The sequence below is a fragment of the Paludibacter sp. 221 genome, from assembly GCF_010501035.1.
GTDB lineage: Bacteria > Bacteroidota > Bacteroidia > Bacteroidales > Paludibacteraceae > QVMH01.
This window is the reverse complement of the sequence record NZ_QVMH01000023.1, coordinates 16,097-37,938: the sequence shown is the minus strand read 5'-3', so window position 1 is coordinate 37,938 and position 21,842 is coordinate 16,097. Positions and strand designations below refer to the sequence as shown.

General features: G+C 40.3%; 19 protein-coding genes. 8 read left to right on the top strand and 11 right to left on the bottom strand.

The window, feature by feature from the left end:
* Positions 1 to 782: 782 nt before the first annotated feature.
* Both D0T49_RS06785 and D0T49_RS06780 read right to left on the bottom strand, forming a co-directional pair.
* Complete coding sequence (locus D0T49_RS06785; protein WP_163629843.1) at positions 783 to 1,469, bottom strand: hypothetical protein; 687 nt, start codon at positions 1,467 to 1,469, stop codon at positions 783 to 785.
* A gap of 87 nt (positions 1,470 to 1,556) precedes the next feature.
* Complete coding sequence (locus D0T49_RS06780; RefSeq protein WP_163629842.1) at positions 1,557 to 3,188, bottom strand: hypothetical protein; 1,632 nt, start codon at positions 3,186 to 3,188, stop codon at positions 1,557 to 1,559.
* A 375-nt stretch (positions 3,189 to 3,563) separates the two neighbouring features.
* Between D0T49_RS06780 and D0T49_RS06775 the strand changes: the two genes are divergently transcribed.
* The 6 genes from D0T49_RS06775 (at position 3,564) to D0T49_RS06750 (ending at position 12,842) form a co-directional block, all read left to right on the top strand.
* Entirely contained in the window at positions 3,564 to 6,023 is a 2,460-nt protein-coding gene (locus D0T49_RS06775; protein WP_163629841.1) for a bifunctional UDP-N-acetylmuramoyl-tripeptide:D-alanyl-D-alanine ligase/alanine racemase, read from the top strand.
* A gap of 293 nt (positions 6,024 to 6,316) precedes the next feature.
* Positions 6,317 to 7,087: a universal stress protein gene (locus D0T49_RS06770; RefSeq protein WP_163629840.1), complete on the top strand. Its 771-nt coding sequence runs from the start codon at positions 6,317 to 6,319 to the stop codon at positions 7,085 to 7,087.
* 135 nt (positions 7,088 to 7,222) lie between these two features.
* The gene (locus D0T49_RS06765; protein ID WP_163629839.1) at positions 7,223 to 9,295 is read left to right on the top strand and encodes a hypothetical protein; all 2,073 of its coding nucleotides are present in this window, start codon (positions 7,223 to 7,225) and stop codon (positions 9,293 to 9,295) included.
* Positions 9,296 to 10,477: a hypothetical protein gene (locus tag D0T49_RS06760; RefSeq protein ID WP_163629838.1), complete on the top strand. Its 1,182-nt coding sequence runs from the start codon at positions 9,296 to 9,298 to the stop codon at positions 10,475 to 10,477. It abuts the gene before it with no gap.
* Positions 10,478 to 10,489: 12 nt separating this feature from the next.
* Positions 10,490 to 11,488, top strand: coding sequence for a hypothetical protein (locus D0T49_RS06755; protein ID WP_163629837.1), 999 nt, complete (start codon positions 10,490 to 10,492; stop codon positions 11,486 to 11,488).
* A gap of 13 nt (positions 11,489 to 11,501) precedes the next feature.
* The gene (locus D0T49_RS06750) at positions 11,502 to 12,842 is read left to right on the top strand and encodes a hypothetical protein (protein WP_163629836.1); all 1,341 of its coding nucleotides are present in this window, start codon (positions 11,502 to 11,504) and stop codon (positions 12,840 to 12,842) included.
* Between the two features lie 372 nt (positions 12,843 to 13,214).
* On the opposite strand, the gene deoC is transcribed toward D0T49_RS06750, so the two are convergent.
* The 6 genes from deoC to D0T49_RS06720 form a co-directional block, all read right to left on the bottom strand.
* Positions 13,215 to 14,093, bottom strand: a complete 879-nt coding sequence (gene deoC / locus D0T49_RS06745) for a deoxyribose-phosphate aldolase (protein ID WP_163629835.1) — start codon at positions 14,091 to 14,093, stop codon at positions 13,215 to 13,217.
* 211 nt (positions 14,094 to 14,304) lie between these two features.
* On the bottom strand, positions 14,305 to 14,631 hold the full coding sequence (locus tag D0T49_RS06740; protein WP_163629834.1) for a nucleotide pyrophosphohydrolase: 327 nt from the start codon (positions 14,629 to 14,631) through the stop codon (positions 14,305 to 14,307).
* A 366-nt stretch (positions 14,632 to 14,997) separates the two neighbouring features.
* Positions 14,998 to 15,447: a DUF4268 domain-containing protein gene (locus D0T49_RS06735; protein WP_163629833.1), complete on the bottom strand. Its 450-nt coding sequence runs from the start codon at positions 15,445 to 15,447 to the stop codon at positions 14,998 to 15,000.
* A gap of 223 nt (positions 15,448 to 15,670) precedes the next feature.
* Positions 15,671 to 16,795, bottom strand: coding sequence for a DNA-processing protein DprA (gene dprA, locus D0T49_RS06730; RefSeq protein ID WP_163629832.1), 1,125 nt, complete (start codon positions 16,793 to 16,795; stop codon positions 15,671 to 15,673).
* The gene (locus D0T49_RS06725; RefSeq protein ID WP_163629831.1) at positions 16,792 to 17,205 is read right to left on the bottom strand and encodes a VanZ family protein; all 414 of its coding nucleotides are present in this window, start codon (positions 17,203 to 17,205) and stop codon (positions 16,792 to 16,794) included. The genes dprA and D0T49_RS06725 overlap by 4 nt, the downstream gene beginning before the upstream one ends.
* Before the next feature lie 110 nt (positions 17,206 to 17,315).
* A complete protein-coding gene (locus D0T49_RS06720) occupies positions 17,316 to 17,867 on the bottom strand; it encodes a hypothetical protein (RefSeq protein ID WP_163629830.1) in 552 nt (183 codons plus the stop codon).
* A gap of 261 nt (positions 17,868 to 18,128) precedes the next feature.
* On the opposite strand from D0T49_RS06720, the gene D0T49_RS06715 reads away from it, so the two are divergent.
* Complete coding sequence (locus D0T49_RS06715) at positions 18,129 to 18,482, top strand: MmcQ/YjbR family DNA-binding protein (RefSeq protein WP_163629829.1); 354 nt, start codon at positions 18,129 to 18,131, stop codon at positions 18,480 to 18,482.
* Between the two features lie 109 nt (positions 18,483 to 18,591).
* Positions 18,592 to 20,514, top strand: coding sequence for a carbohydrate-binding domain-containing protein (locus D0T49_RS06710; RefSeq protein ID WP_163629828.1), 1,923 nt, complete (start codon positions 18,592 to 18,594; stop codon positions 20,512 to 20,514).
* A gap of 300 nt (positions 20,515 to 20,814) precedes the next feature.
* On the opposite strand, the gene D0T49_RS06705 is transcribed toward D0T49_RS06710, so the two are convergent.
* From D0T49_RS06705 to D0T49_RS13210, 3 genes are all read right to left on the bottom strand, one after another.
* Entirely contained in the window at positions 20,815 to 21,180 is a 366-nt protein-coding gene (locus tag D0T49_RS06705; protein ID WP_163629849.1) for a helix-turn-helix domain-containing protein, read from the bottom strand.
* The gene (locus D0T49_RS06700) at positions 21,180 to 21,473 is read right to left on the bottom strand and encodes a type II toxin-antitoxin system HigB family toxin (RefSeq protein ID WP_163629827.1); all 294 of its coding nucleotides are present in this window, start codon (positions 21,471 to 21,473) and stop codon (positions 21,180 to 21,182) included. The genes D0T49_RS06705 and D0T49_RS06700 overlap by 1 nt, the downstream gene beginning before the upstream one ends.
* Before the next feature lie 76 nt (positions 21,474 to 21,549).
* Complete coding sequence (locus tag D0T49_RS13210) at positions 21,550 to 21,750, bottom strand: helix-turn-helix domain-containing protein (protein WP_370519628.1); 201 nt, start codon at positions 21,748 to 21,750, stop codon at positions 21,550 to 21,552.
* Positions 21,751 to 21,842: the final 92 nt, after the last annotated feature.

Here is a 21,842-nt window from a genome sequence, read left to right as displayed (position 1 = left end):
ACGAAGTGGCAGGTTATTTCTTGGCAAGCTAAGCGAACAAGTTCGAGCGCAGCCCAATGGCAGAGCGAAGCGTCGCCTTGGGTTAAAACAAACAACCACTCTACGCGCTGAAAATGTCGATTAAATGAGAACAGATTCAAACATGTTTAAAATCTGTCGAATGTGAGACATTTATGTAAAGCGCAGGTTAAATTTCAACTTGGGCTTTCAGCCCGTCAAATCATCTGTTACAATCCAACCCAAGGCTTCGCCATTGGGCTGAAATAAATCGGGCTTACAGCCCTTAAAGCAAGATTGTTCTGAAAACAAAAATCTTTCGACCACGACTGATTACAAATCCTTACAGTACCAACTACCAAATTATTACTGCCCCAAATAAGGTAATAAGGTTATTATTGGTAGATTGTATCAGTTACTAAGGTTATTGGTTGAAAATAAGGTTTTTATCAATTATTTTACTGGGAAACCTTAGAGGTTGTTTAAATTTTCCACAAAGAAATTATTACAGTTTAGAATATATCTTTTTCGCAATAAATTATGTCCTTTTTTGTGAAATTTCACCTTCCATTTTACTCATTTAGCCCGCTAAAATCGTAAAATGAAGTCAAAATTTCCCTAAAAAATTACCAAAATTTATCTTGCGAGTAAAATTTAAACAACCTCTTAGTAATTACATAAGTAGAAGTAACCCCACCTTATTACCTTATTATTATATTACGAATTGTAAGGTAGCCCTTGCGAATTTGTAATTCGGGGGGAGTTAAAATGCGATTTTTCGTCTCCTACATGGTTTGGCTGTAAAACCAATAGGCTATGCCGGCATAGCTGTGCTTTGTGGGGGAGAAACGGGGAAATAGCGATTTTTTCGATATGTTTTCTATTTCTTCTTCCGTTCGTTGAAGTCCTGAGTTGTAGGCGGTGGCATAAAATTGCAGTTTTTCTTTTTCTGTGCGAAAAGTCTTTCCGGCGAAGCGTTTTGAAAGCAGGTGGCAAAACAGAGCAAGATATTCCGTTTGCCACTCGGCCGACGATAGCCTTTCTATACGTTCCACACGGGCTTCGCGTGAATCTGCGTCTTTAAATAAGCAATTTTCATATAAAGGGAGTAAATCATCGTGCAGTAACAAATCGTTTTCAAGTTGCTCAACAAAAGAAGGCTTCATCTGGAAGCAGCCGATAGAAAAGTCGGAATATTCCTTGCCTCTTTGTACATAGAAAACTTTTAAGGAATAGGTTTCTATCTTGTCGCTCAGGTGGTGGTATTGTGTGATTTCGGGTGCTACAATGGCAAAAAGAAATGCCGGACTGAGGTTGGTTTTTTCGGCGGCTTTTCTGAAAAGGTTTTTGTTTTCCGTGTAAAATTTTAACGCCTTGTCACATTCATACTGGTACTGACGTGCGTATGGATGCGATGCAAAAGCGGTGTTTGTAAACAGCATCAGCAGCAATAAGCAGATGTGCTTTGTCATTCGTGAATTTTTTGAAAGCCTGTTTAGTTACTGAATCGGTTTGTATCATCTGCGGATTTTAAAATCCGCTATTATTACATCACCGGATTACAAATCCGGTGCGACAAAAGTGCTTAGGGAGTACTCGTACATCACTATTTCTTTATCTTCTATTGAGTTCCAGACAAAGGCGTTTTTCGCTTCGTCGTACCATGCGCGCAGGGCAGGTGAAAATCCTATTCTTTTACCGTCTATCACTACATATTTATATTTGTAGTTCGAGAAAAACGAGTGCTGCCTGTCGGGGCTGTAAAATTCCAGTTCGTAATCTTTATAGCTGTTAAAATAACCATAGCCGAACTTTCCTAAAACCGTTTCTGTTCCGTTTTTGTTCCGGTAAGTATAGCTGTCGTTTTGCTTTTTGCGGTATATCGCCTCATAATCGTCATTATTGTCGAGTTTGAGCGAGAATATACGGTAATAAGGCCCTGCTGCCTGTCCGTTAACGTTGATGTAAAAACGTTCGTTTTCCTCATAACTGTACATATAGCTGCCGTTTTCGTTCAGTATAGGCGAGGAGCAATGCTCGTACGACCCCATTATTTGCCCGTTGACGTTGGCATAATACTTTCCGTTCTCCTTATAGTTGTAGGCGTAGTCTCCTTTTCGGGTAAGTGCCAGCGAGTAACAGTCTTCGTACGGGCCCATTATTATTCCGTTTATTGTTACGTGCCATTGGCCGTTTTCCTTGTAGCTGTATGCATAGTTGCCGTTGCTTGTAAGGGCTGATATGTAGCAATCTTCGTACGGGCCTATGATAAGCTCGTTTATGCTTGCGTACCATCCGTTGTCCTCTTTGTAGCAGTAGGCATAATTTCCGCTTTCGGTGAGTGTAGGTGTGTAGCAATCTTCGTACGGCCCCATTATTGTCGAATTGATATTGACATACCATTTGCCGTTTTCCTTATAGCAATATGCAAATTTTCCGCTTCCGGTCAGGGTTTGCGGGTAGCAATCTTCATATCCTCCCCTTGTATGCCCGTTTACATTTACGTGCCATTTTCTGTTTTCCTTGTACGTATAGGCATAGTTTCCGCTTTCGGTAAGCGACGGCATATAACAGTATTCGTACGGGCCTTCTACCTGTCCGTTTATATTGGCATACCATTCTTTGTTTTCGTAAAAATTGAAGGCATACATGCCTGTCGAAGTGTATTTTTCGGGCACTCCTCCCTTAAAAGGCCCATATATCCGTTCCCCGTTTTTCTCGTACCATCGTCCGGCCAGCTTGTAGGAGTATTTTTCTTCCGAAAAGTTTTTGCCTATATCTTCAAAAGGCCCTTCTTCCGTTCCCCGCAGGTTGATAAACGCATACGACTCGTCGTCATCTCCTTTTACGTAATATGCAAAGGAGTATCCTTTTTTCTCGGTAGGTTCGAGGTAAGCAAAATCAAAGGTTTGCGTATCGGCATTTTTAAAATTGGTATTTGTGGTGGCGATAGTATCCCCGTTGAAGATGAAGTAGCGTTCGTCAAAAATTGTATTGCGCGTAATGAGCGCATATTTATTGCCTTTCAACGTGCTTTCGGCAAAATACTCATCCATGTATATCTCCTCGTATGGCCCCATCAGGTAGAGTACTGTTCTTGTCATCGGATTTGCTTCTTGTGCAGAGAGCACCTGTATGTGATGGATTAAAGTGATTATCAAAGCCAACTTAAGAAGAAAGGATATTTTCATAACTCAGTAGTTTTTATTTTGCACATACTCCGTTTGCAAAACGGCACATAGTAGAACGCAAAAATACGGTATTTGGTTGATAAAAATTGATTTTTATGGAAATAAAATACAATAATCGAACTAAAAGTAGGTAATAGAATTATAAGTATTTTTGTACCTTTGTTACCTTTGTACATGGCAAAATATATCGAATGTTTCTCCAATCTGTTATAGACGCTTCAATGAAATTAGTTTTTGTTCCTTTTGCATCAAGGCAAAAGGAAGTAGACGATTTCAGTTGGCTAAAAAATATTGATTTTCAGCAAGGTATTGGGTATGATTTAAATTTTGTCATATACTTACCTTTGTTACCATAGAAAAAATGCTGCGGAATTTATGAAACTAAATACTATATGTACTCTGATTGGGGCAAAAACGGACGATGTGCCCGATGTTGTGATTAACTGGCTGCTGACCGACAGCCGTTCGCTTTCGTTTCCGGCGGGGAGTTTGTTTTTCGCTATCGAGACGAAGCGTAACGACGGGCATCGTTATATCGTGGAGCTTTACAATCAGAATTTACGCTACTTTGTGGTAAGTAAGATTTTGCCGGAGTTCAACGCCCTTGCTGATGCGGTGTTTTTACAGGTAGAGGACGTTATGGAGGCGTTGCAGCACCTGGCGGCTGTACATCGTGCGTTTTTTCACATTCCGGTAGTGGGCATAACGGGCAGCAACGGCAAAACTATTGTAAAAGAATGGCTGTACCAACTGTTGCACGGCGATTATAACATTACACGCTCGCCACGTAGTTACAACTCGCAGATAGGCGTTCCGCTTTCGGTATGGGGGCTTAATGAAGGTACGGAACTGGGAATTTTTGAAGCCGGAATTTCCGAAACGGGCGAGATGGAGCGGTTACAAAAAATACTGAATCCTACCATTGGCATTTTTACCAATCTTGGAGACGCCCATCAGGAGAACTTTGTCAGTCTGAAGCAGAAAGCACAGGAAAAACTGAAGCTCTTTGCTAACTCTGAAACTCTGATATACAATAAGGACAATAAGCTGCTGGATATTGCTATAGTCCAGGCGGGTATCCAGGCGGGTTTGTTTTCGTGGGGTAGCGATAAGGATGCTGTGGTACATGTGTTGAGCGTTGACAAAACGAATGATAACACGCAAATATCCCTTCGATACAAGCAGTCGGAGTTTAAGGCTACTATCCCGTTTACCGACGATGCTTCGCTCGAAAATGCCATGCACTGCATTGTACTCATGCTCTATATGGGTATCGGCACAGAGGAGATAGCTTGGCGTGTGTCGCGCCTCGAAACTGTGGCTATGCGCATGGAAGTGAAAGAGGGTATCAGGGGATGCCTCATAATAAACGATAGTTACAACTCTGACATCAACTCGCTGAGCATTGCGCTCGATTTTATGACCCAGCAGGCTACGGTAAAGAATCTTTCGCGTACGCTTATCCTCTCGGATATTATGCAGAGCGGGCTTACTTCTGCCGAACTCTACCGACGGGTAGCCGATTTGGTAAAAAGTAAGAATATCAGCCGCCTTGTGGGTATAGGCAGCGAGATTACAAAATATGCCGACAAATTCGAGGGGCTTGACACCCGCTTTTATTTAAGTACGGAGGAATTTCTGAAATCATCGTTATTCGGTCAGTTCCAAAATGAATTGATTTTGCTCAAAGGCTCACGGGTATTTCATTTCGAAGATATTTCCGCACGGTTGGAGCTGATAGCTCACGAAACGGTGTTGGAAGTAAACCTGAACGCGTTGGTGGATAACCTGAACTACTTCCGCTCAAAGCTCCGCCCCGAAACAAAGATAATGAGCATGGTGAAAGCATTTGCATACGGCAGTGGCTCGGTAGAGGTAGCACGTACGCTACAACATCATCATTGCGACTATCTGGCTGTGGCCGTAGCCGACGAAGGGGTAGAACTGCGGCGCGAGGGAATCAGGATTCCGATAGTGGTGATGAATCCCGAACAAGGCAGCTTCGGGCTTATTTTCGATAATAAGCTCGAGCCTGAGATATACAGTTTCCGCTTGCTTGAGTCTTTCATTGCGTATGCCGAAAAAGCGGGTATCACCGATTATCCCGTGCATATAAAGATAGACAGCGGAATGCACCGTTTGGGTTTCGCGCCGGAAGATATTGACACGCTTATCGAAAGGCTGAAAAGTCAAACCCAATTAAAAGTGCGCTCGGTGTTTTCGCACTTGGCAGGGGCCGACGAGGCTCGTTTCGACGATTTTACCCGCCGGCAAGCCGAGGTTTTCATCTCGTGTGCCGACCGTATTTCCAACGCATTTCCACAATACATTATGCGGCATATACTTAACTCGTCGGGCATCGAGCGTTTTTCTGAGTATCAGTTTGATATGGTGCGCCTCGGCATAGGGCATTATGGGGTGAGCGCATTGCCCGGTAGTGGTTTGAAACAGGTTTGCTCGCTTAAAACCATTATTCTCCAGATAAAAGAAATAAAAGCGGGCGAAACGGTAGGATACAGCCGCAAGGGAGTGGTGAAAAAAGATAGCCGTATTGCCATACTCCCAATCGGGTATGCCGATGGGTTCGACCGCAGGTTGGGAAACGGCGTAGGTGAGGTGTTCATCAACGGTAAGCGTGCCAAACTGATAGGTAACATCTGTATGGATTTGAGCATGGTGGATATAAGCGGAATTGATGCGCAAGAAGGTGATAATGTGGAGATTTTCGGAGATAACATCACAGTATCGGAAGTGGCTTCGTGGATGAAAACTATACCTTACGAAGTGCTTACCGGCGTTTCCCGACGGGTGAAAAGGGTTTATTTTCAGGAATAAGGAGACTGAAATCTGCGGACTTAAATAGATTAAAGAACCAAGAGCCAAGAATCAAGAGCCAAGAATCAAGACAAAAGAAATAAGAATGAGGAAAAAGGTGAAAGGAAAAAGTATAAAGTTACTTACTTGCCTCTTACTCCTTATCTCTAAATAATAACTAATAATTAACCATTAATAATTAATGTCCCCGTGTCTTAGTGTCCCCGTGTTTAAAAAACTAATAATTAAACATTAATAACTAATAATTAAATCCGTATCTCCGTGTTTAAAAAGAATAAATATTTACAGGCTTTATGATTCTTACTTTCATTCAACATACCGGAACGGCAAAGAGCATGCTGCAAAGTGCGTTCGCATTGTCCGTATCTTTGAAAAAAGAGTTCGGGGTGTTGCTGTTTGTTGAAGATGGAAACCGTATTCCGATTTTGATGGATGAACTGCGTTTATTTCTTGAGAGTGAAAACTTGCCCGATACAAAGATTTTTGTCAGGGAGAATAAATTAAGCGAATTATCCCAAGTTTGCGAAGAGATAGAAGCCTCTTTCCTTTTTCTGCAACTGGCTGATAACCGTTCTCAATTTATTCAGAAATACCTTACCGCCTGCCGTGGACTACGCATTCCTTATTTGCTGTATAAAGAGTCTTTTTCGCCGCTCGACTTGAAAAAAGTGTTGGTTCCCGTTACATTTCTGGAAGAGGAATATGAAAAAGCCCAGTTTGCCTCTGCGTTCGGGCGTTTCTGCCAATCGCAAATTACCCTCCTGCTTGCAAACGATTATGGCTCAAAGGCAAGAACTACCGCCGACAAAATGATGCAGTTGTTTGATAAATTCAAACTGAACTATACGCTTGAGGTAGCAAAGTCCGATAGCTTCAAAATAGAGAAAGAGAGTGTTTCAGAAGCTGAAAAACAGAATTACGATATTGTGCTGCTTTCTGCCTCGCGCGATTACGGGCTGGACGACATCCTCTTTGGCCCGAAAGAGCAACACTTAGTAAAAAAATCCCTTGTTCCTGTTCTGTTAATCAATCCCCGCGGCGACCTTTACTCCTTATGTGATTGATTTTATGTTAATTTTTTTTTCAATCATCCTATATTCTTTCTTTAATTCTTTAAAAATTCATTTTTTTTTCTTTATGTTTGCATTTCTTAAGTTATTGTAGGGTTGATGTGTTTTTGTTAATAAAAAGGATGCAGTATGAAAAAAACTATTCTCTTTGTTATATTTTCTTTTCTTGTGTGCACTACTTTTGCACAGATTACCCGGGGACAGCTTTTTAAACTTTTTCACGAGGCTCAAACAGCTCAACACGAGGAGCGTATAGGCGATGCAATTGTTACTTATAACAAAATAGCTGATGCTGTACCCAATTTGCCACAGCCTCATTTGGCATTAGGTGTATTATACTCGGTAGATAGTGAATATCAGGATGTTAGTTTGGCTTTGGAGTCGTATAAAAAATACCTGCTCTTAGTTCCTTACGATTATTCGACTGATAGCATACGGGCTGTAGTGGACGAGCTTGAGAAAGAGATAGCTTTGATTCAGCAGATGGAAGAGGAAGCTTTACGTGCTATGGAAGAAGATGAGGATAGTGTGATCTTGGTTGAAATTGAAGAAGAATTTCCGGCGCTTATACTGGAGGAAGACCCGATGATAGAAGAAGCTATCGCTGTTTTGACAGAAGAGTTGGAGTTGCAAAAAGAAAACCTGTCTGATGAAGTAACCGTTGTTGTCAGAAATTTTGCAATTCCGAATAAATGGCGCAAAACAACTCAGGAAAGCATTGTAGAAATAAAGGGTAAAATTATAGAAAAGCAAAAGCGTCAGTTCGTTGTTGCAACGGGGGATGATGAGGTGTCGATACCTTTATCTAAAGTATTGGTAATTATGTATGCTGATGGAACAAATAGCACTTCGGATGTAGCTAAACTCGAAAGTATAGCAGGGATGTATTATGAAGCAGCATTGGATTTGTATAAAAAGGGTGAACGAAAAAAATCGGCGGAGTTATTTACCCGTGCACTGGAGTTTGGCGCAACAAAAGATGATATCCTAAAAACATTGGGCAAGATATACTCTCATTCTACAAATGTGGAGACTTTGCGTTTGTCGCAAAGTTATCTACAGTCATATTTGGATAAAATAGGCGAGGACAGTGAAGATTATCTGCGAGCGAAAGACAGGCTGGAGTATGTTAATGAGCGGATTGGGCGTTGTTCAAAACGGGATAGAGAGCATGAGAAATTTCTTCGGAAACATGAAGGTACTTGGATTGCCGATTATTCGTTCAAGGGTAATAAATCTCCCTTGTGGGCATTTAATATACGTTACGACGAGGAGCCGGGTATTGAAATGCACCGTGGCTGCCGCCGTTATTCGGAAGAACTGTATAGCAGATTCGAATTTCCTGTAATGAATGATGAGAACAAAGTCTCTATTCGTTTTACAAATGGGGATATTTATATGCTTTCTGATTCGGAATTAAACTTCTTTGAGAAAAATTATCTGGATAAGGTAACTAATCCGCAATTTCTTTATACTACTGCCACTAATGCTAATAAGGCAATCATGGAATTGTATAGAGGTATAGAGTCGGGGGCTTTGCATCTGCAGGATCATTTGAAAAAGGATAAAAAAAACTGTAATACATTGAATGAGTTTATTATTGAGCCGGTTTCGGATAATATGATCCGTGCAAAATGTATTGAAACGGTAGAAAATAAAAGTGGGGATACTAAAACGATAGAAAGTAGTGATACTATAAAAACATGTCGTTTTTATAAAATACCGGAAAATTATCCTGTTGTCTTTATTGGCGAGGATATGCATATTATATCAGGAGGCGCTACGATTAATCAATTGCCTTTTGAAACCGTAAGTGACATGCTTAAAGAGTATAATAAGTATGTAAGACGTATCTCGTCAGGTAAAGAATGTAATTATGCAACTTTAAAATATCCGTTTCATACCGACGAGGCATTATGCAACCATCTCAGAGTAGTGCAGGAGGCAGGATTATTTGAGTGGTATTCCAGAGAAAAAACCAAAAATTCGCTGAAATGGGTTGGCGGATTGGCGCTTTCGTCTGCTTCGGTAGTGCTGAGCCTTACAGGTTTAGGTGGAATAACAAATGATTTGGTTACGGCGTTGAGCGACACGATGAGTAAAACAGGTGTAACATCACAATCAATCAAATCATTAAATGTTGACCCTGCCATATGGAATAATAAAATGTTCAGTTTTATGCTTGAATATAATGCAATGTAGTTGGGGACTGACGAGCCTGAAATACAAGGAATGAAAAGTAGTGGTTTTCAGAAAATAAATATCTTGCGGTTGTTGTGTTTTAGCATGACGCTTTCTGTGTTTTCTGTTGTTTCTGCCCAGCAAGCGGCTTATGCTTCGCAACGGTTGGCTCGTTTGGGTGGAGAAATGTCTTGCAAAAACATTCCGGCTAACGATACAGTGTTTTTTTGTGCTCAGATTGCAAAGTCAAAGCCAATCGTTGTAAACCATAACGATAGGGGGCAAATAATACATTTAGGAATTTCGTTGTTTAATAACTCTACGAAAGAGTTAAACCGCCCTGTCTGTAATTTTATCGAGCGGCTCTTTTTGGAGTTGACTTTGATGAAGACATCGGAAGAACAAACAGAGAAACTTGAAGAATATGGTGTGAAAGTCGATAAGGCAGGATTCAGAGCAGAGAGCAGCCCGCTTATAATACAGCAGATAATTGAAGAAATATCTCAAACGGCAGATTTTTCGTTGTATAAGGATTCAGCATGTTTTGTTGCCCGTTGGAAACATGGTGTTAACCAGTCGCTTGCAATAACGATTCCTGCTGTCAGGGAGCTTATATTTGCTACCGACAAGAAAGAGGCGGACGGGGAGATAGGGCTTTTATTTGCCAGTAAGGCATGTGAGCAGAAGAAAGGTAGGATTGAGCCGCCTTTGTTCACTAATCTTGACCTTACTAAAAAACCGGGTAGCGATGTGTATGTACACAAAGGCACTGTTTTTATGATTAACGAGATAAACTCGGATACCTATTTTCAACGTCACGATAATCAGTATCGCTATATTTACAATGAACAATATCCGCATGAATCGCTGATAAATATGTTTTTGTCGGAGCAATGTTATTCTACTCTTTGTTTGCATATAACTCACCGGATGTATGGAGGTGTTCTTCCTGAATTTACTTTGTCTCTGAACGAATTTGTCAGTCTGTTTAAGGATGATTTTAATTTTTATTGCGGCATGCAGAAAAGCCAAACCGATGCGGTGAAAATAACGGTATTACTGCATAGCAAAGATTATAACTTTGCTCATATGCTCCTGATTGAGACGGCAAAGGGAGATATTTTTGCTAAAAATGGAATTGTGAAAGCAAACTTGTATACAAATATACCTCAGCATAATATAAAAAGTTTATTTAACCCATAACGACTAAATAATATGAAAAAAAATTACAGATTATTTCTTTTGCTCATACTCAGTTTGTCGGCTGTTTTTTTTACAGCTACGGCACAGCTGGAAAATAGCAGATTAATAATAACAAGTGGAATAGATTATGGAAATCTGAAACAGACGATAGAAAATAGCGTTTCGCAAATGCTTTATGGTTGCAACGAAGCTGTGATAAACGGAAAATCTCCATCCGTATCGAAAGAGGCTATTACAGCCGATGGCAGGAGAGTATTAGGTGCATTGTGGAGAACAAGCCCGATGAGTTGTTCAGTGTCTACGTTGGAGCGTGTATGCGTTCTTCGTCCCAACGATAGCGGATTTCAGATACGTAATATCCCTGTTACCATGCACAATGCTCCGGAAGGACAGCAATACCAGGAAATTGTGATTAATCTTACGAACGAAGGTAAGGTTGATGATATTTTTATACCAATCCACCAGTACAGCGATATTTTGAGTAATGACCTTAAAGTAGCTGATTTCAATCGTCGTCAGATGGTGATTGATTTTGTAGAAAATTTCAGAACAGCATACAATCGCCGTGATATAAACTTTCTCGAAAATGCATTTAGTGATAATGCCCTGATAATAACAGGAAAGGTGATAAAACAAAAACCTAATTCCGATCAGGTATTGAAATCGCTTCCGCAAGAAAAAATTGTTTATCAAAACAAGACAAAGAAGGAGTATCTGGATGGATTGAAATCTATATTTAAAAATAAAAAATACCTGAATGTAGAGTTCGAAGAAGTGATTGTACTTCAGCATGAAACTTATGAAGAAGTATATGGTGTTACATTGCTACAGAGATGGTATTCTACAGGCTATAATGATGTGGGTTATGTTTTTCTGATGATAGATTTTAAAAATGAATGGCAGCCTGAAATACATGTGCGCACATGGCAACCTGAAATATACGACGGACGAAAATTGAGAAGAGATGAGGTGTTTCAGATTTATGATTTTGCATTGAACCGTATAAATTAAATAATGAAAATATATGATGAAAAAGTTACTTCTTTTTTGTGTTTTGCTTTTTAATGTCATCTTTGTTTTTTCTCAACGGACACTGATTATCGAAGATAAATCGACTGATTATAGTGTTTTTGGAGGTGCGGGCGACGAAGCGGGAGTTATTATCTCGGCTAAGGAGGATATTCCTCTTACCTTTGTTTTCAACTACAAACCGTTAGAACCACTGAAGATTGACACAATAGCATCTATTGTAAGTTACCATTTTAAGTTTAAAGCCGGTGCCGGAAATAGCCGTCGTTTGATAACTATTAATGTGAAAAACTATAGAGCAATAGAACTAACTGTGACATTGAGTCCGAAGCAATTGAAGGAATTCCTGGTTCGTGACCCTTCGGCTGAGACTTTAGACTGTTTTTATCAGCTTACCAAGGAGGCGGAAGAATTGTTTCAGAGAGCGATGTATGCTCAGGCAAAGGATAAATATCGCCTTGCCACTGAGTGTTATGACTACAGGGAGGATTCTGATATAAAACAAAGAATAGCTGTGATAGATTCGCTGACGCATTATAAGAGTATTGGCGATATATTTTATAATATGGGAAGTTATGCCGAGTCGACCAATGCTTACCAGAGGGTGCTTGATTATAACAGGTCGGACACATATGCAACAGGTCGCTTTGTAGATTCGCGCATTAAACAACAGGAGAACTGCTCAAACTATTATGTGACTGCCGAGAATTATTATCTTGAAAAAGATTATGAGAAGGCTAAAGAATTATATACAAAAATATTGAATATGTCTTGCGACAAATCGCTGGAGGCAAGTAACCGCCTTATCGCAATGGATAATTATATGACAAAAAAGAGAGAACGTGCTCGCGTTCTTGTGTATGAATACGGACATAATTTCAATGTGAAAGGCAACCATAAAGAAAACGCGCCTATCGGATTTTCAACCGGAAATTATAAGGAAAAAAGAGCAGGAGGATATTTTTCTTTACATACAAATACAGATTTGTTTGAGACTATTCGTTCTAACGTAACAGAAACAAGTCGGCCGGAACTGAATGTGTCGTTTGGATGGACTATAAAAATAGTTAAGCCTGTTTGGATATTTCTGGGACCGGGGTATACCGCAGTGGGTAAGTTTTCTGAATGGGAAGAAGGTGATGACAGTAAAGGATTGACATTTAATGACCTGAAATTTAATATACATCATGCCGTTTCGCCGGAGGCGGGAGTGCTATGCAAGATAGGTCCTGTAGCGGTGCGCTATACGTTCCAATATCGTTTTTCATTCAATTATGAACAACTGGATTGGGTAGGTAAGTATAAGCATTATTTCGGTCTTGGAATGTGCTTCTGATTATCTGCCAAGAATATATCTGAAAAGCGCCTCTTACTCATTAAGGGGCGCTTTTTCGTTTAGTGGTCAATTAAGACAAATGGACTGTAAGATTAAGAGTATTTATACCTACAGGCACAACATTTTGCTCATCGTAATTGTTTGTTTTTTTAGCTGTCGTGTTAACAATTTATTTGCTGTAAGTATTCGACACAAATTAACTTATATTATTTAGCTCACATAGGAGGATACATACGGAAAACACATAGAAACCCTCATCCTGTCCCGTATAGCGGCTTAAAGTCCGCTTTACGGGTAATCATTTTCGGAGCACACAGAATACGCGGACTATACGGAATAACACGGATTTTCGGGAGAACTCTTCTGATTTTTTTAGAAATAATTTATTTCTTTTCCTTCTATAGAGCTTAGCAAGCTGTTTGTCAAGCGGCTTGCACCGAACCGGAATAGCGAGTTATTAAGCCACTCTTTCCCTAGAATTTCTTTCACGAGGGTGTAATACTTCACCGCATCGTCGGTAGTGGCTATACCTCCTGCAGCCTTGTAGCCTACCTTTGCATTGTTTTTATCGTTCCACTCCTTTATGGCTTGGCACATTACGTAAGTGGCTTCGAGCGTAGCCGATACGGTGGTTTTTCCTGTCGAGGTTTTAATAAAATCGGCTCCCGCTGCCATGGCAATAAGCGCTGCCTTCTTTATATTTGCAGCGGTTTTCAGGTCGCCTGTTTCAAGTATTACTTTTAGTTGCGCTCCACGGCACGATGCTTTTATTTCGCTTATTTCTTCGTACACTTCATCGTATTTACCTTCCAGAAATTTACCGACGGAGATAACTGCGTCTATTTCGTCGGCACCTTCCAATGCTGTCATAGCTGCTTCGGCCACTTTCACTTCAATAAAAGTTTGTGATGCAGGAAATCCTCCAGCTACTGCTGCTATGCGTACATCTTCGGTCAGATTTTCTTTTACGTGTGGAACCATAGCAGGGTACACACATATAGCTGCTACATTGGGTAAGGTGGAGAACTGTTTCCTGAAATCGTTCACTTTTTCCGTCATAGCTACGATGCCTGCTTCGGTATCGTTTCCGTTTAGCGACGTAAGGTCAATCAGGCTGAGGCATTGCTTATATACTTCTTTATTATTGTTCTCATCAAGGTGCTTGCTGATGATGGCGTCAACTTCTTTTTTTACAGTTTCGTCGTTCAGGTTGCAGTTGTACACTTTGAACAATTCTTCGAATTTATCCATGATTTTATGTGATTAAGTAGATTTTTATACGTAGATGATAAGTTTTGTTTTCGTTTTTAAATCTTTTTTAGTTCTGAGTGTCAGGAAACAAGCCTTGTTGTTTTATCCGACAAGCGGTTTGGAAAACCGCTGTACGGTACGAATGTATAACGTACATATCGTTTTAAACGTCAATATCTTATTCTCTGATAATAAAACTTGTAACTCGTAACTATTTAAGTTTTTCGTTATTCAAATGGCGTTCATTATCGCGGAGGGTCTTTTTTTGCAGATTTTTATCGAATGCCTCTGTCAGGTTTACCCCCGTTTGGTTGGCAAGGCATATTAATACCCACAATACGTCGGCCATCTCATCAGCAAGGCTCGATTCCTTATCCGATTCCTTGAAAGACTGGTCGCCATAAGTACGTACCATGATGCGGGCAAGTTCGCCCACCTCTTCGGTAAGGATTGCCATGTTGGATAGCTCGCTAAAATAGCGTACTCCATAGGTTTTTATCCAATTATCAACTTGTTGCTGTGCCTCCTGTAAAGTCATGCCGGTTTGTATTGTTTATTTTATTGCAAAAGTAGCGAATAAAAATAAGAAATAAGAATTCAGAAATCAGAACTCGGAAGTTAAGACCCTCTGCCGGCGCGGACTTGTAGTCCGTATCTTGCTCGTAAGAGCAATTTTTGGGAATGACTGCTTTTCAAGCAGGACACGGACTACAAGTCCGCGCCAGCAGAAGTATTTTACAACGTATGCTTCTGCCTGAAAGGCAGTATTTATGGGTTGTTCTCTTCCGCAGGTCGTTGACCTGCGGTGAGACCTGAATAGTAAATATTGAAATGGAGTTGGCGGGAATACCTGTGTTATTAGTAGAAGTAACTTTAAAGTCCCCCTTAGGGGGATTAGGGGTAGTTATCTTATCGCATCTTTTATATCCAGAAACGCTTCTTCCAGTTTCAGCATTTCTGCCGACATGAAACGGAAAAAAGCCAGCCAATCGGTACGCCTGTGAATATCCAGCCCCGGTTTGAAAGAATAAATACGGCATACCTCGTTACCACATTCCCTGCGGTAAGCAAAGTTCCAGATTAACCCTTCGGGAAAGTCGGCTTCGAGGATAGCTTTGTATTTTTCAAATTGCTCATATTTGTTCAACCGCTCGTTTTCGTCCTTATTATTAATTTCCAGAATAACGAAAGCACCTTCGCGGGTAGCGTCGTATTTAAACTCTACCCCTTTCATTTTGGTGTTCAGCAGAAATTTGTCCTTCCGATGCTCCATTCCGGGCAGGTTGCGGCAGAAATTACCATAGCCTTCCCAAAATTCTTTTTTAAGTTCCTTCAGTTCATCTTTTGTATACATCGTTTTTCGAGCCTCTGAATCTATATTTTTTGTACGCGAAGACGGAAAGACGCCAAGTCTTTTCTCTCGTTCAGCGTAGCGTCTCGCTGCACTGCTTTTTAGAAGGAAAACCCTGTAAATGGGCAAGTTTAGAAACTTGCTTTTAACTGCGACATGGCGCGGACGCTATGCCGAACAAAGGTTATTACTTTTTCCTTTCTCCTTTTCCCTTGTACCTCGTATCTTATTTCATTATTTTATAAACATTCCCCGGCAGGCATTTTACCATATTCTTAAATTCGAGTGACAGCAGTATCGACGATATTTTGCTAAAAGGGCGCGATAGCCTGATAGCCAGTTCGTTTGTTTGTATGCCGTCGGGGTATTGCTTTAGTACGGATAGGATATCTTCTTCCTCGTTTGTCAAATCTACAAAAAGGCTTGTTTGTTCCCCTACGCTTGTTTTATCCTTGCTGTTTTCCCAATTCATAAAGCGCAGCATATCTTCGGCCGACTCTATGAGTGCGGCTTTATTGCTTTTTATCAGTGCATTGCAACCTGCTGAAAATTCATCCGTTACACGGCCGGGAAAAGCAAATACATCGCGGTTATAATCGTTTGCCATGTTGGCGGTTATCAGCGAGCCTCCCTTTTTGTTGGACTCTACCACCACCAGCGCATCGCACATGCCTGCGATAATACGATTGCGCTGTACGAAGTTTGGCTTGTCGGCATTGGTTTCCGTTGCAAACTCGGTAAGCAATCCTCCGTCGTGCTGCATCTTGGCGGCAATGGAGCGGTGTGCAGCGGGGTAAATCCTGTCAAGCCCATGCGCCAAAACCCCGATAGTGGGAAGCCCCGCATCTAAAGCGGCTTTGTGGGCACAAATATCGATGCCGTAAGCCAATCCGCTTATAATGACAACATCGGACTGATGGGCGGCAATGTCGCTAACCAGTTTTTTACAGTTTGCCCTACCTTCGTCAGTAGCGTTGCGCGTGCCTACAATGCCTACGAACTTTTTGTTGTTCAGTTCTAAATTGCCTTTGCCATAAAGCATTATGGGTGAGTCCGGACACTCTTTGAGGCGAAAAGGATATTCCGAATCTGTAAAGAAACAGGGGTTTATATCGTTTTTTGTGATAAATTCGATTTCTCGTTCTGCACGTACCAGTGCAGCGTCTCTTTGCGATACGATTTCGGTTGACAAGATGCGCCCTATTCCGGGTATTTTTCCCAACGATTGTGCCTTTTCGCTGAATATACCCTCTACCGAGCCTACATAGGCTATCAGGGTTTTTGCCAACAGGTTGCCAACGCCTTTTATAAAGGTTAGGGCTATCTGGTATGTAAGGGAGTTTCCGGTCATTTTTCGGCAGGCTTCTTATTCTTCAATTTAAAAAACAAATGTGCTGCACCCCAGCCTGCCACTACCCCTGCAATATCAGCAAACCAATCGACCCAGCTTGCTGAGCGGGGTTTGAAGTAAGCCCCCTGAAGAATTTCTATTATTCCTCCTAAAACAATCGGGAAAACAATACAGGCAATAAAAAACAGAATGCTATAGCTGTATTTCCCTGTTTTGTTTCTTTTTCGGGAATCGTATATCAATACTGCTGTTAACCCCAAATACATAAGGAAATGTATTACTTTGTCGGCATTAGAAAAAGTGGGTACGGATTTGAAAGCTGATGGCGGGGCAAACGACAGGTAAAGAATACCAATAAAAACTATGATTGATTTCCAGTATGAAATAAAGAAGTTTTTTGTTTTTGCCATATACTTACGTAGTCAACAAGTATTTTTTTGCAAAGATAATTTTTTAGCTGAAAATTATCCATTCACAATGGAAAATAAGATATTTATTTCATACTCGTCTAAATGTGTTTTTAGTTCAACTGAAACAAGTAAACAAAAAGGATATTAGTGTTCTCTTTTTCAGGGTCGATAATCCAGTTGCCGTTGGTCTGATAGATTATTTCTTTTATTTTTTCGTCGTAGTTTATCGTTTCATCCCCATAGCCTATCCGCTTGCCTATCTGTACATCTGTCAGTTTCCCGTTTTCGAGCAGGATGTAAGTTAGCGATAAAGCATCCAAATATACTGAATCGTTCTCGGTTACAATAGTTTGGAATTTTTCGCTGAAAAACGTTTTAAGCGAGTCGTAGCCTCCTTTGTATTCGGGCAATTCAAATTCCACCTTTACCAGTTTGCCGTCGGGTTTGAGGTAGCATGTAGAATCGAGCTTATTGTCGGTATAAAAATACTTGCCGATAAGAACACTGTCAGCATCAAAAAAAGGCTGTATAATAGACACGGAAGTAGTGTCTTTTTCAGCAATTTTATCGTCATTGTCCTTTACGCCTCTGTTTTGCGAAAAGGTGATTCCGTTAAACACACACAAGAAAATCCCGAATAAAAAAAACTTATTATCCAGCATATTTTTTTACAGATTTAGAATGAATGTCATAACAAGCAAAAAGTGCTTAATATCAGTTACATTATAACGTGAATATAACTGGTATTGTTTGGTGCAAAGTTATGAATATAATTGTATTAACATGGTATCCGGAATGATAAAAAATTGCCGGAGGAATATTAAAAAGTACTCTTGCAAGTTTTATCTGTTAATATGCCGATAGAAAAGCGGAGGTGTTTTGTGTGTGAATAAGTTTTTATAGTTTTGTAAAAAAAGCGGTTTATGAATAAGGAAGAATTGCGGGAATACTGCATAAGCCTGAAAGGAGTGACAGAGCACTTTCCTTTCGACGATGTATCATTGGTTTTCAAGGTAGGAGGAAAAATGTTTGCTCTCCTTCCTCTTGATGCTATTGAAACGAGTATTGCATTGAAATGCGACCCCGATAGAGCTATAGACTTGCGCGAACAATACGATGCTGTACGCCCGGCTTACCATTTTAATAAAAAACATTGGAACTCTGTTGTTTCCGATACTTCTATCTCGCCTGCTTTTATGAAAGAGTTGATAAGCCATTCGTATGAACTGGTTGTGGCTGGGCTTCCTAAGAAGGTAAGAGCAGAGCTTTTTAGTTAAAATAGATGCCTGCTTAAACTTTTGTTTGTTTCATAAGTCTGATAATTTATACCAATTGTTTTTTGCAGCGGGTTTATCCTTGCTGCTTAACCAATAATTTATCACTCTTATGAATAAAACAAATAATGTACTTGTTTTTTTTGTTTGTCTTTGTTTTCTGTTATCATCCTGTTCCGAATCGCAGCTACTCCCTCCGTCAGTCCCTCCTGCCGATAATCAGAATATGGAAGAAAAAGAAGAAATCCCCGCCGAAGAGGAAGAGGAATACACCGACCCCGGTGACGAGCCTTTAGAGGGTGACTCTCAAGACCTTAATCTTGATAACATGGTGAAAATTCATTTTTCGGCCGATAGTGTTGTCGTCAGCAATCCTTTGGAAGATGAGGTGTCTATCGAATATAATGGCAATCATTTGGTTATAAATTCTTCAACCACAAGTAGAGAGGTTAATTACGTACTGTCAGGAAATACTGCCGATGGGTCTGTCAAAATTTACGGAACTTATAAATTTGGATTGTATCTGAATGGTGTTGAGATTGTTAACCCCAATGGGGCGGCAGTCAATATACAATGTAAAAAGAAAACAATTGTTACTGTAGTAGATAATACCAGCAACCGTTTGACAGACGGTGAAACTTACATATATTATGGTGACGAGGATATGAAGGGAACTTTTTTCAGCGAGGGGCAATTGCTTTTTACCGGAAACGGACTTCTGGAGATACGTGGAAAAAACAAGCATGCAATATGCAGCGACGACTATATACAGATATACGAAGGAGATATATGGGTAAAAGAAGCCGCCTCCGACGCCATACATGCCAACGATTATATAATTGTGAGTGGAGGTGCTATCCAGACCCGCTCAGTAGGAGAGGGGCTCGATAGCGACAGATATATACACATTGCCGGAGGGAGCCTGGATATTACCACTACCGGGCAGAAAGGACATGGAATTAATAGTATTGAGTATGTAAAGGTGGAAAATAATCCGCAACTGACAGTTAAGACAGAAGGTACTGCTTCCAAATGTATTAAATCGGATGGAAACATAAGCATATCGGGTGGAAAAATAGATTTGAAAACCACAGGCTCGGCTTGTTACGATGCGGAGGAAAAAGACACCTCTTCGCCTGTAGGCGTAAAGGCCGGAGGAAATATAAATATCGACAAGGGCGATATATCAATCTGGTGTAGCGGAGCGGGAGGAAAAGGAATGAGTGCCACAGGCGAACTGGTTGTTAATAATGGAAACATAAGCGTAACCACTACCGGAGCGCAGTATTCATACAGCTCGGCCTATAAAACGGCTGCAAAAGCAATTAAATCTACCGGAAACCTTACAATTAACGGTGGAAACATATATGCAAAAACCTACCAGTCGGAAGCCGAAGGGATAGAAAGCAAAGCTACCCTGGCGATAGCCGGAGGAACAGTAGAGGTCGAAGCGTATGATGATTGCCTGAATGCATCCAAACATATCGAAATAAGTGGCGGGAATGTGTATTGCAAGAGCAGTGCCAATGACGCGATTGACTCTAACGGAACGCTGACCATTGCCGGAGGGGTAGTGGTAGCTTGTGGAGCAACTCAACCGGAAGCAGCGTTTGACTGTGACCAAAATCGTTTTTCCATTACCGGAGGGACTATTGTAGGCATCGGTGGAGATACAAGTACACCTACCAGCAGCTACTGCTCGCAACCATCTCTTGTTTACAAAACAAGCACAAGCATTAATACTATAGCGATTAATAATTCCTCTACAGGTGCAAATGTGCTTGTTTTTGAGTTTCCTCGTACGTATTCTTCTATGACGATGCTCTTTAGCAGTCCGTCGTTACAAACAAGTACAGCCTATTCAATCTTAATTAACGGGACTATCACTTCTACTGAATCAGCTTTTCATGGCTTATATGCCAACGCTACTTATACAAACGGTACTTCGGCTAATACATTTACTACCGGTTCGTCGTCGGGTTCGGTAACATCCGTAGGAACTAATGGTATTGGCGGAGGTGGAAGACCTCGTTAGGTAAAGAAAAATAATGTAAACTGTAAAACTTCTATCGCACAATTATTTATATTGTGCGGTAGAAAAGTAAATGTTTAGCAACCGCAATCTTCTTCGCCATTGTTTTTATAAAAACAAGCTTTAAACTCTCTCCCGCTATTTTATACATTATTGAACTTACAAGAGTTTTATTAAGATTTGTGTTAAGATTTTAAGTTATGGGCAAAAAGAATATTAGTAAGAAGATATAATATAAAAGTACTCCTTTATTCGCTGCAAACGATATGTTTCTGAAAGTAAGCCGTTGTATAGACAGTGAATTTAAACCCCTAATACAATACTTGCATCAATATTGAGTTTAACACTCATTTCTCTTGCCACCTGTAAGGTAGGCTCACTTCTGCCATTCAGATAGTCGCTTATCCTTGATTTGCTTATTCCTAAGAGAGATGCAAGAGACGTTTGAGTTAATCCCATCTCGTACATACGTAGTTTGATAATATCCACTAATGCCGGCTTTCCGATAGGATAATGTTCTTCTTCATACTCCGCTGCAAGTCCTGATAATAAATCCAACTCAATAAGATTTTTGTCACTCATTGGCGTATTATCATCAACCAAAGGCAGAAGTTCTTCTATTCTTGCCATTGTAGCCTCGTAGGCTATTTTGTTAAGTATTTTCATAATTATATAGTTTTAGCATCTATCTTATCATATTCGGCATGAGTTCCGACAAATCGAATGTAAACAGTTTTAATCTGCATTTTGATAACTGCAACAAGCCTGAAATCATTTCCTTTTATATTAAATACATAGTGTTGGTTCCCCACACTATCAGCACTGATAAATGTATTTTTAATATCCGCAAAGCACTTCCATTCTGCTTGCTTTGTTTTTGAGTACCATTCTTCAAGGGCATTTTTTACTTCTTGATGTTTTTCGTAATACTCTATCAGGGTGCTTCGTGTTATAATTCTCATTCGTCTGCTTGTTTATACAAAGATAATGTTTTGTTTTGAATTGCAAAACAAAGTACTAAAAAACAAAACGAAATATTTATTTCGTCTCTAATTTCAATTTAGTCCCGCAATTCGGACAGTTAATGTAGTCCTTATCAGGTTGCTCGAAAAGTTCGGAGACATGAACGCCTAAAGCCTCTGCGATTTTTTCGTAAGTAGCTAAAGATGGTTTTATTTTCTCATTTATGAGTTTGCTGCGATTTTGCGGAGTTATCTCCACTTTTTCGGATAGCTCTATAATTGTGACATCGATGGTTCAGATTTTCTGTTATTTCAGACGGAAATAAGATGCGGATAAAGATTGTTGAGTTTTTGTATTTTGCCTCACAG

What these genes read in the sequence shown, in the direction of transcription:
- D0T49_RS06785 (WP_163629843.1), bottom strand. Translation starts at nt 1,469, where the DNA reads ATGACAAAGCACATCTGCTTATTGCTGCTGATGCTGTTTACAAACACC.
- D0T49_RS06780 (WP_163629842.1), bottom strand. Translation starts at nt 3,188, where the DNA reads ATGAAAATATCCTTTCTTCTTAAGTTGGCTTTGATAATCACTTTAATC.
- D0T49_RS06775 (WP_163629841.1), top strand. Translation starts at nt 3,564, where the DNA reads ATGAAACTAAATACTATATGTACTCTGATTGGGGCAAAAACGGACGAT.
- D0T49_RS06770 (WP_163629840.1), top strand. Translation starts at nt 6,317, where the DNA reads ATGATTCTTACTTTCATTCAACATACCGGAACGGCAAAGAGCATGCTG.
- D0T49_RS06765 (WP_163629839.1), top strand. Translation starts at nt 7,223, where the DNA reads ATGAAAAAAACTATTCTCTTTGTTATATTTTCTTTTCTTGTGTGCACT.
- D0T49_RS06755 (WP_163629837.1), top strand. Translation starts at nt 10,490, where the DNA reads ATGAAAAAAAATTACAGATTATTTCTTTTGCTCATACTCAGTTTGTCG.
- D0T49_RS06750 (WP_163629836.1), top strand. Translation starts at nt 11,502, where the DNA reads ATGATGAAAAAGTTACTTCTTTTTTGTGTTTTGCTTTTTAATGTCATC.
- deoC (WP_163629835.1), bottom strand. Translation starts at nt 14,093, where the DNA reads ATGGATAAATTCGAAGAATTGTTCAAAGTGTACAACTGCAACCTGAAC.
- D0T49_RS06740 (WP_163629834.1), bottom strand. Translation starts at nt 14,631, where the DNA reads ATGACTTTACAGGAGGCACAGCAACAAGTTGATAATTGGATAAAAACC.
- D0T49_RS06735 (WP_163629833.1), bottom strand. Translation starts at nt 15,447, where the DNA reads ATGTATACAAAAGATGAACTGAAGGAACTTAAAAAAGAATTTTGGGAA.
- dprA (WP_163629832.1), bottom strand. Translation starts at nt 16,795, where the DNA reads ATGACCGGAAACTCCCTTACATACCAGATAGCCCTAACCTTTATAAAA.
- D0T49_RS06725 (WP_163629831.1), bottom strand. Translation starts at nt 17,205, where the DNA reads ATGGCAAAAACAAAAAACTTCTTTATTTCATACTGGAAATCAATCATA.
- D0T49_RS06720 (WP_163629830.1), bottom strand. Translation starts at nt 17,867, where the DNA reads ATGCTGGATAATAAGTTTTTTTTATTCGGGATTTTCTTGTGTGTGTTT.
- D0T49_RS06715 (WP_163629829.1), top strand. Translation starts at nt 18,129, where the DNA reads ATGAATAAGGAAGAATTGCGGGAATACTGCATAAGCCTGAAAGGAGTG.
- D0T49_RS06710 (WP_163629828.1), top strand. Translation starts at nt 18,592, where the DNA reads ATGAATAAAACAAATAATGTACTTGTTTTTTTTGTTTGTCTTTGTTTT.
- D0T49_RS06700 (WP_163629827.1), bottom strand. Translation starts at nt 21,473, where the DNA reads ATGAGAATTATAACACGAAGCACCCTGATAGAGTATTACGAAAAACAT.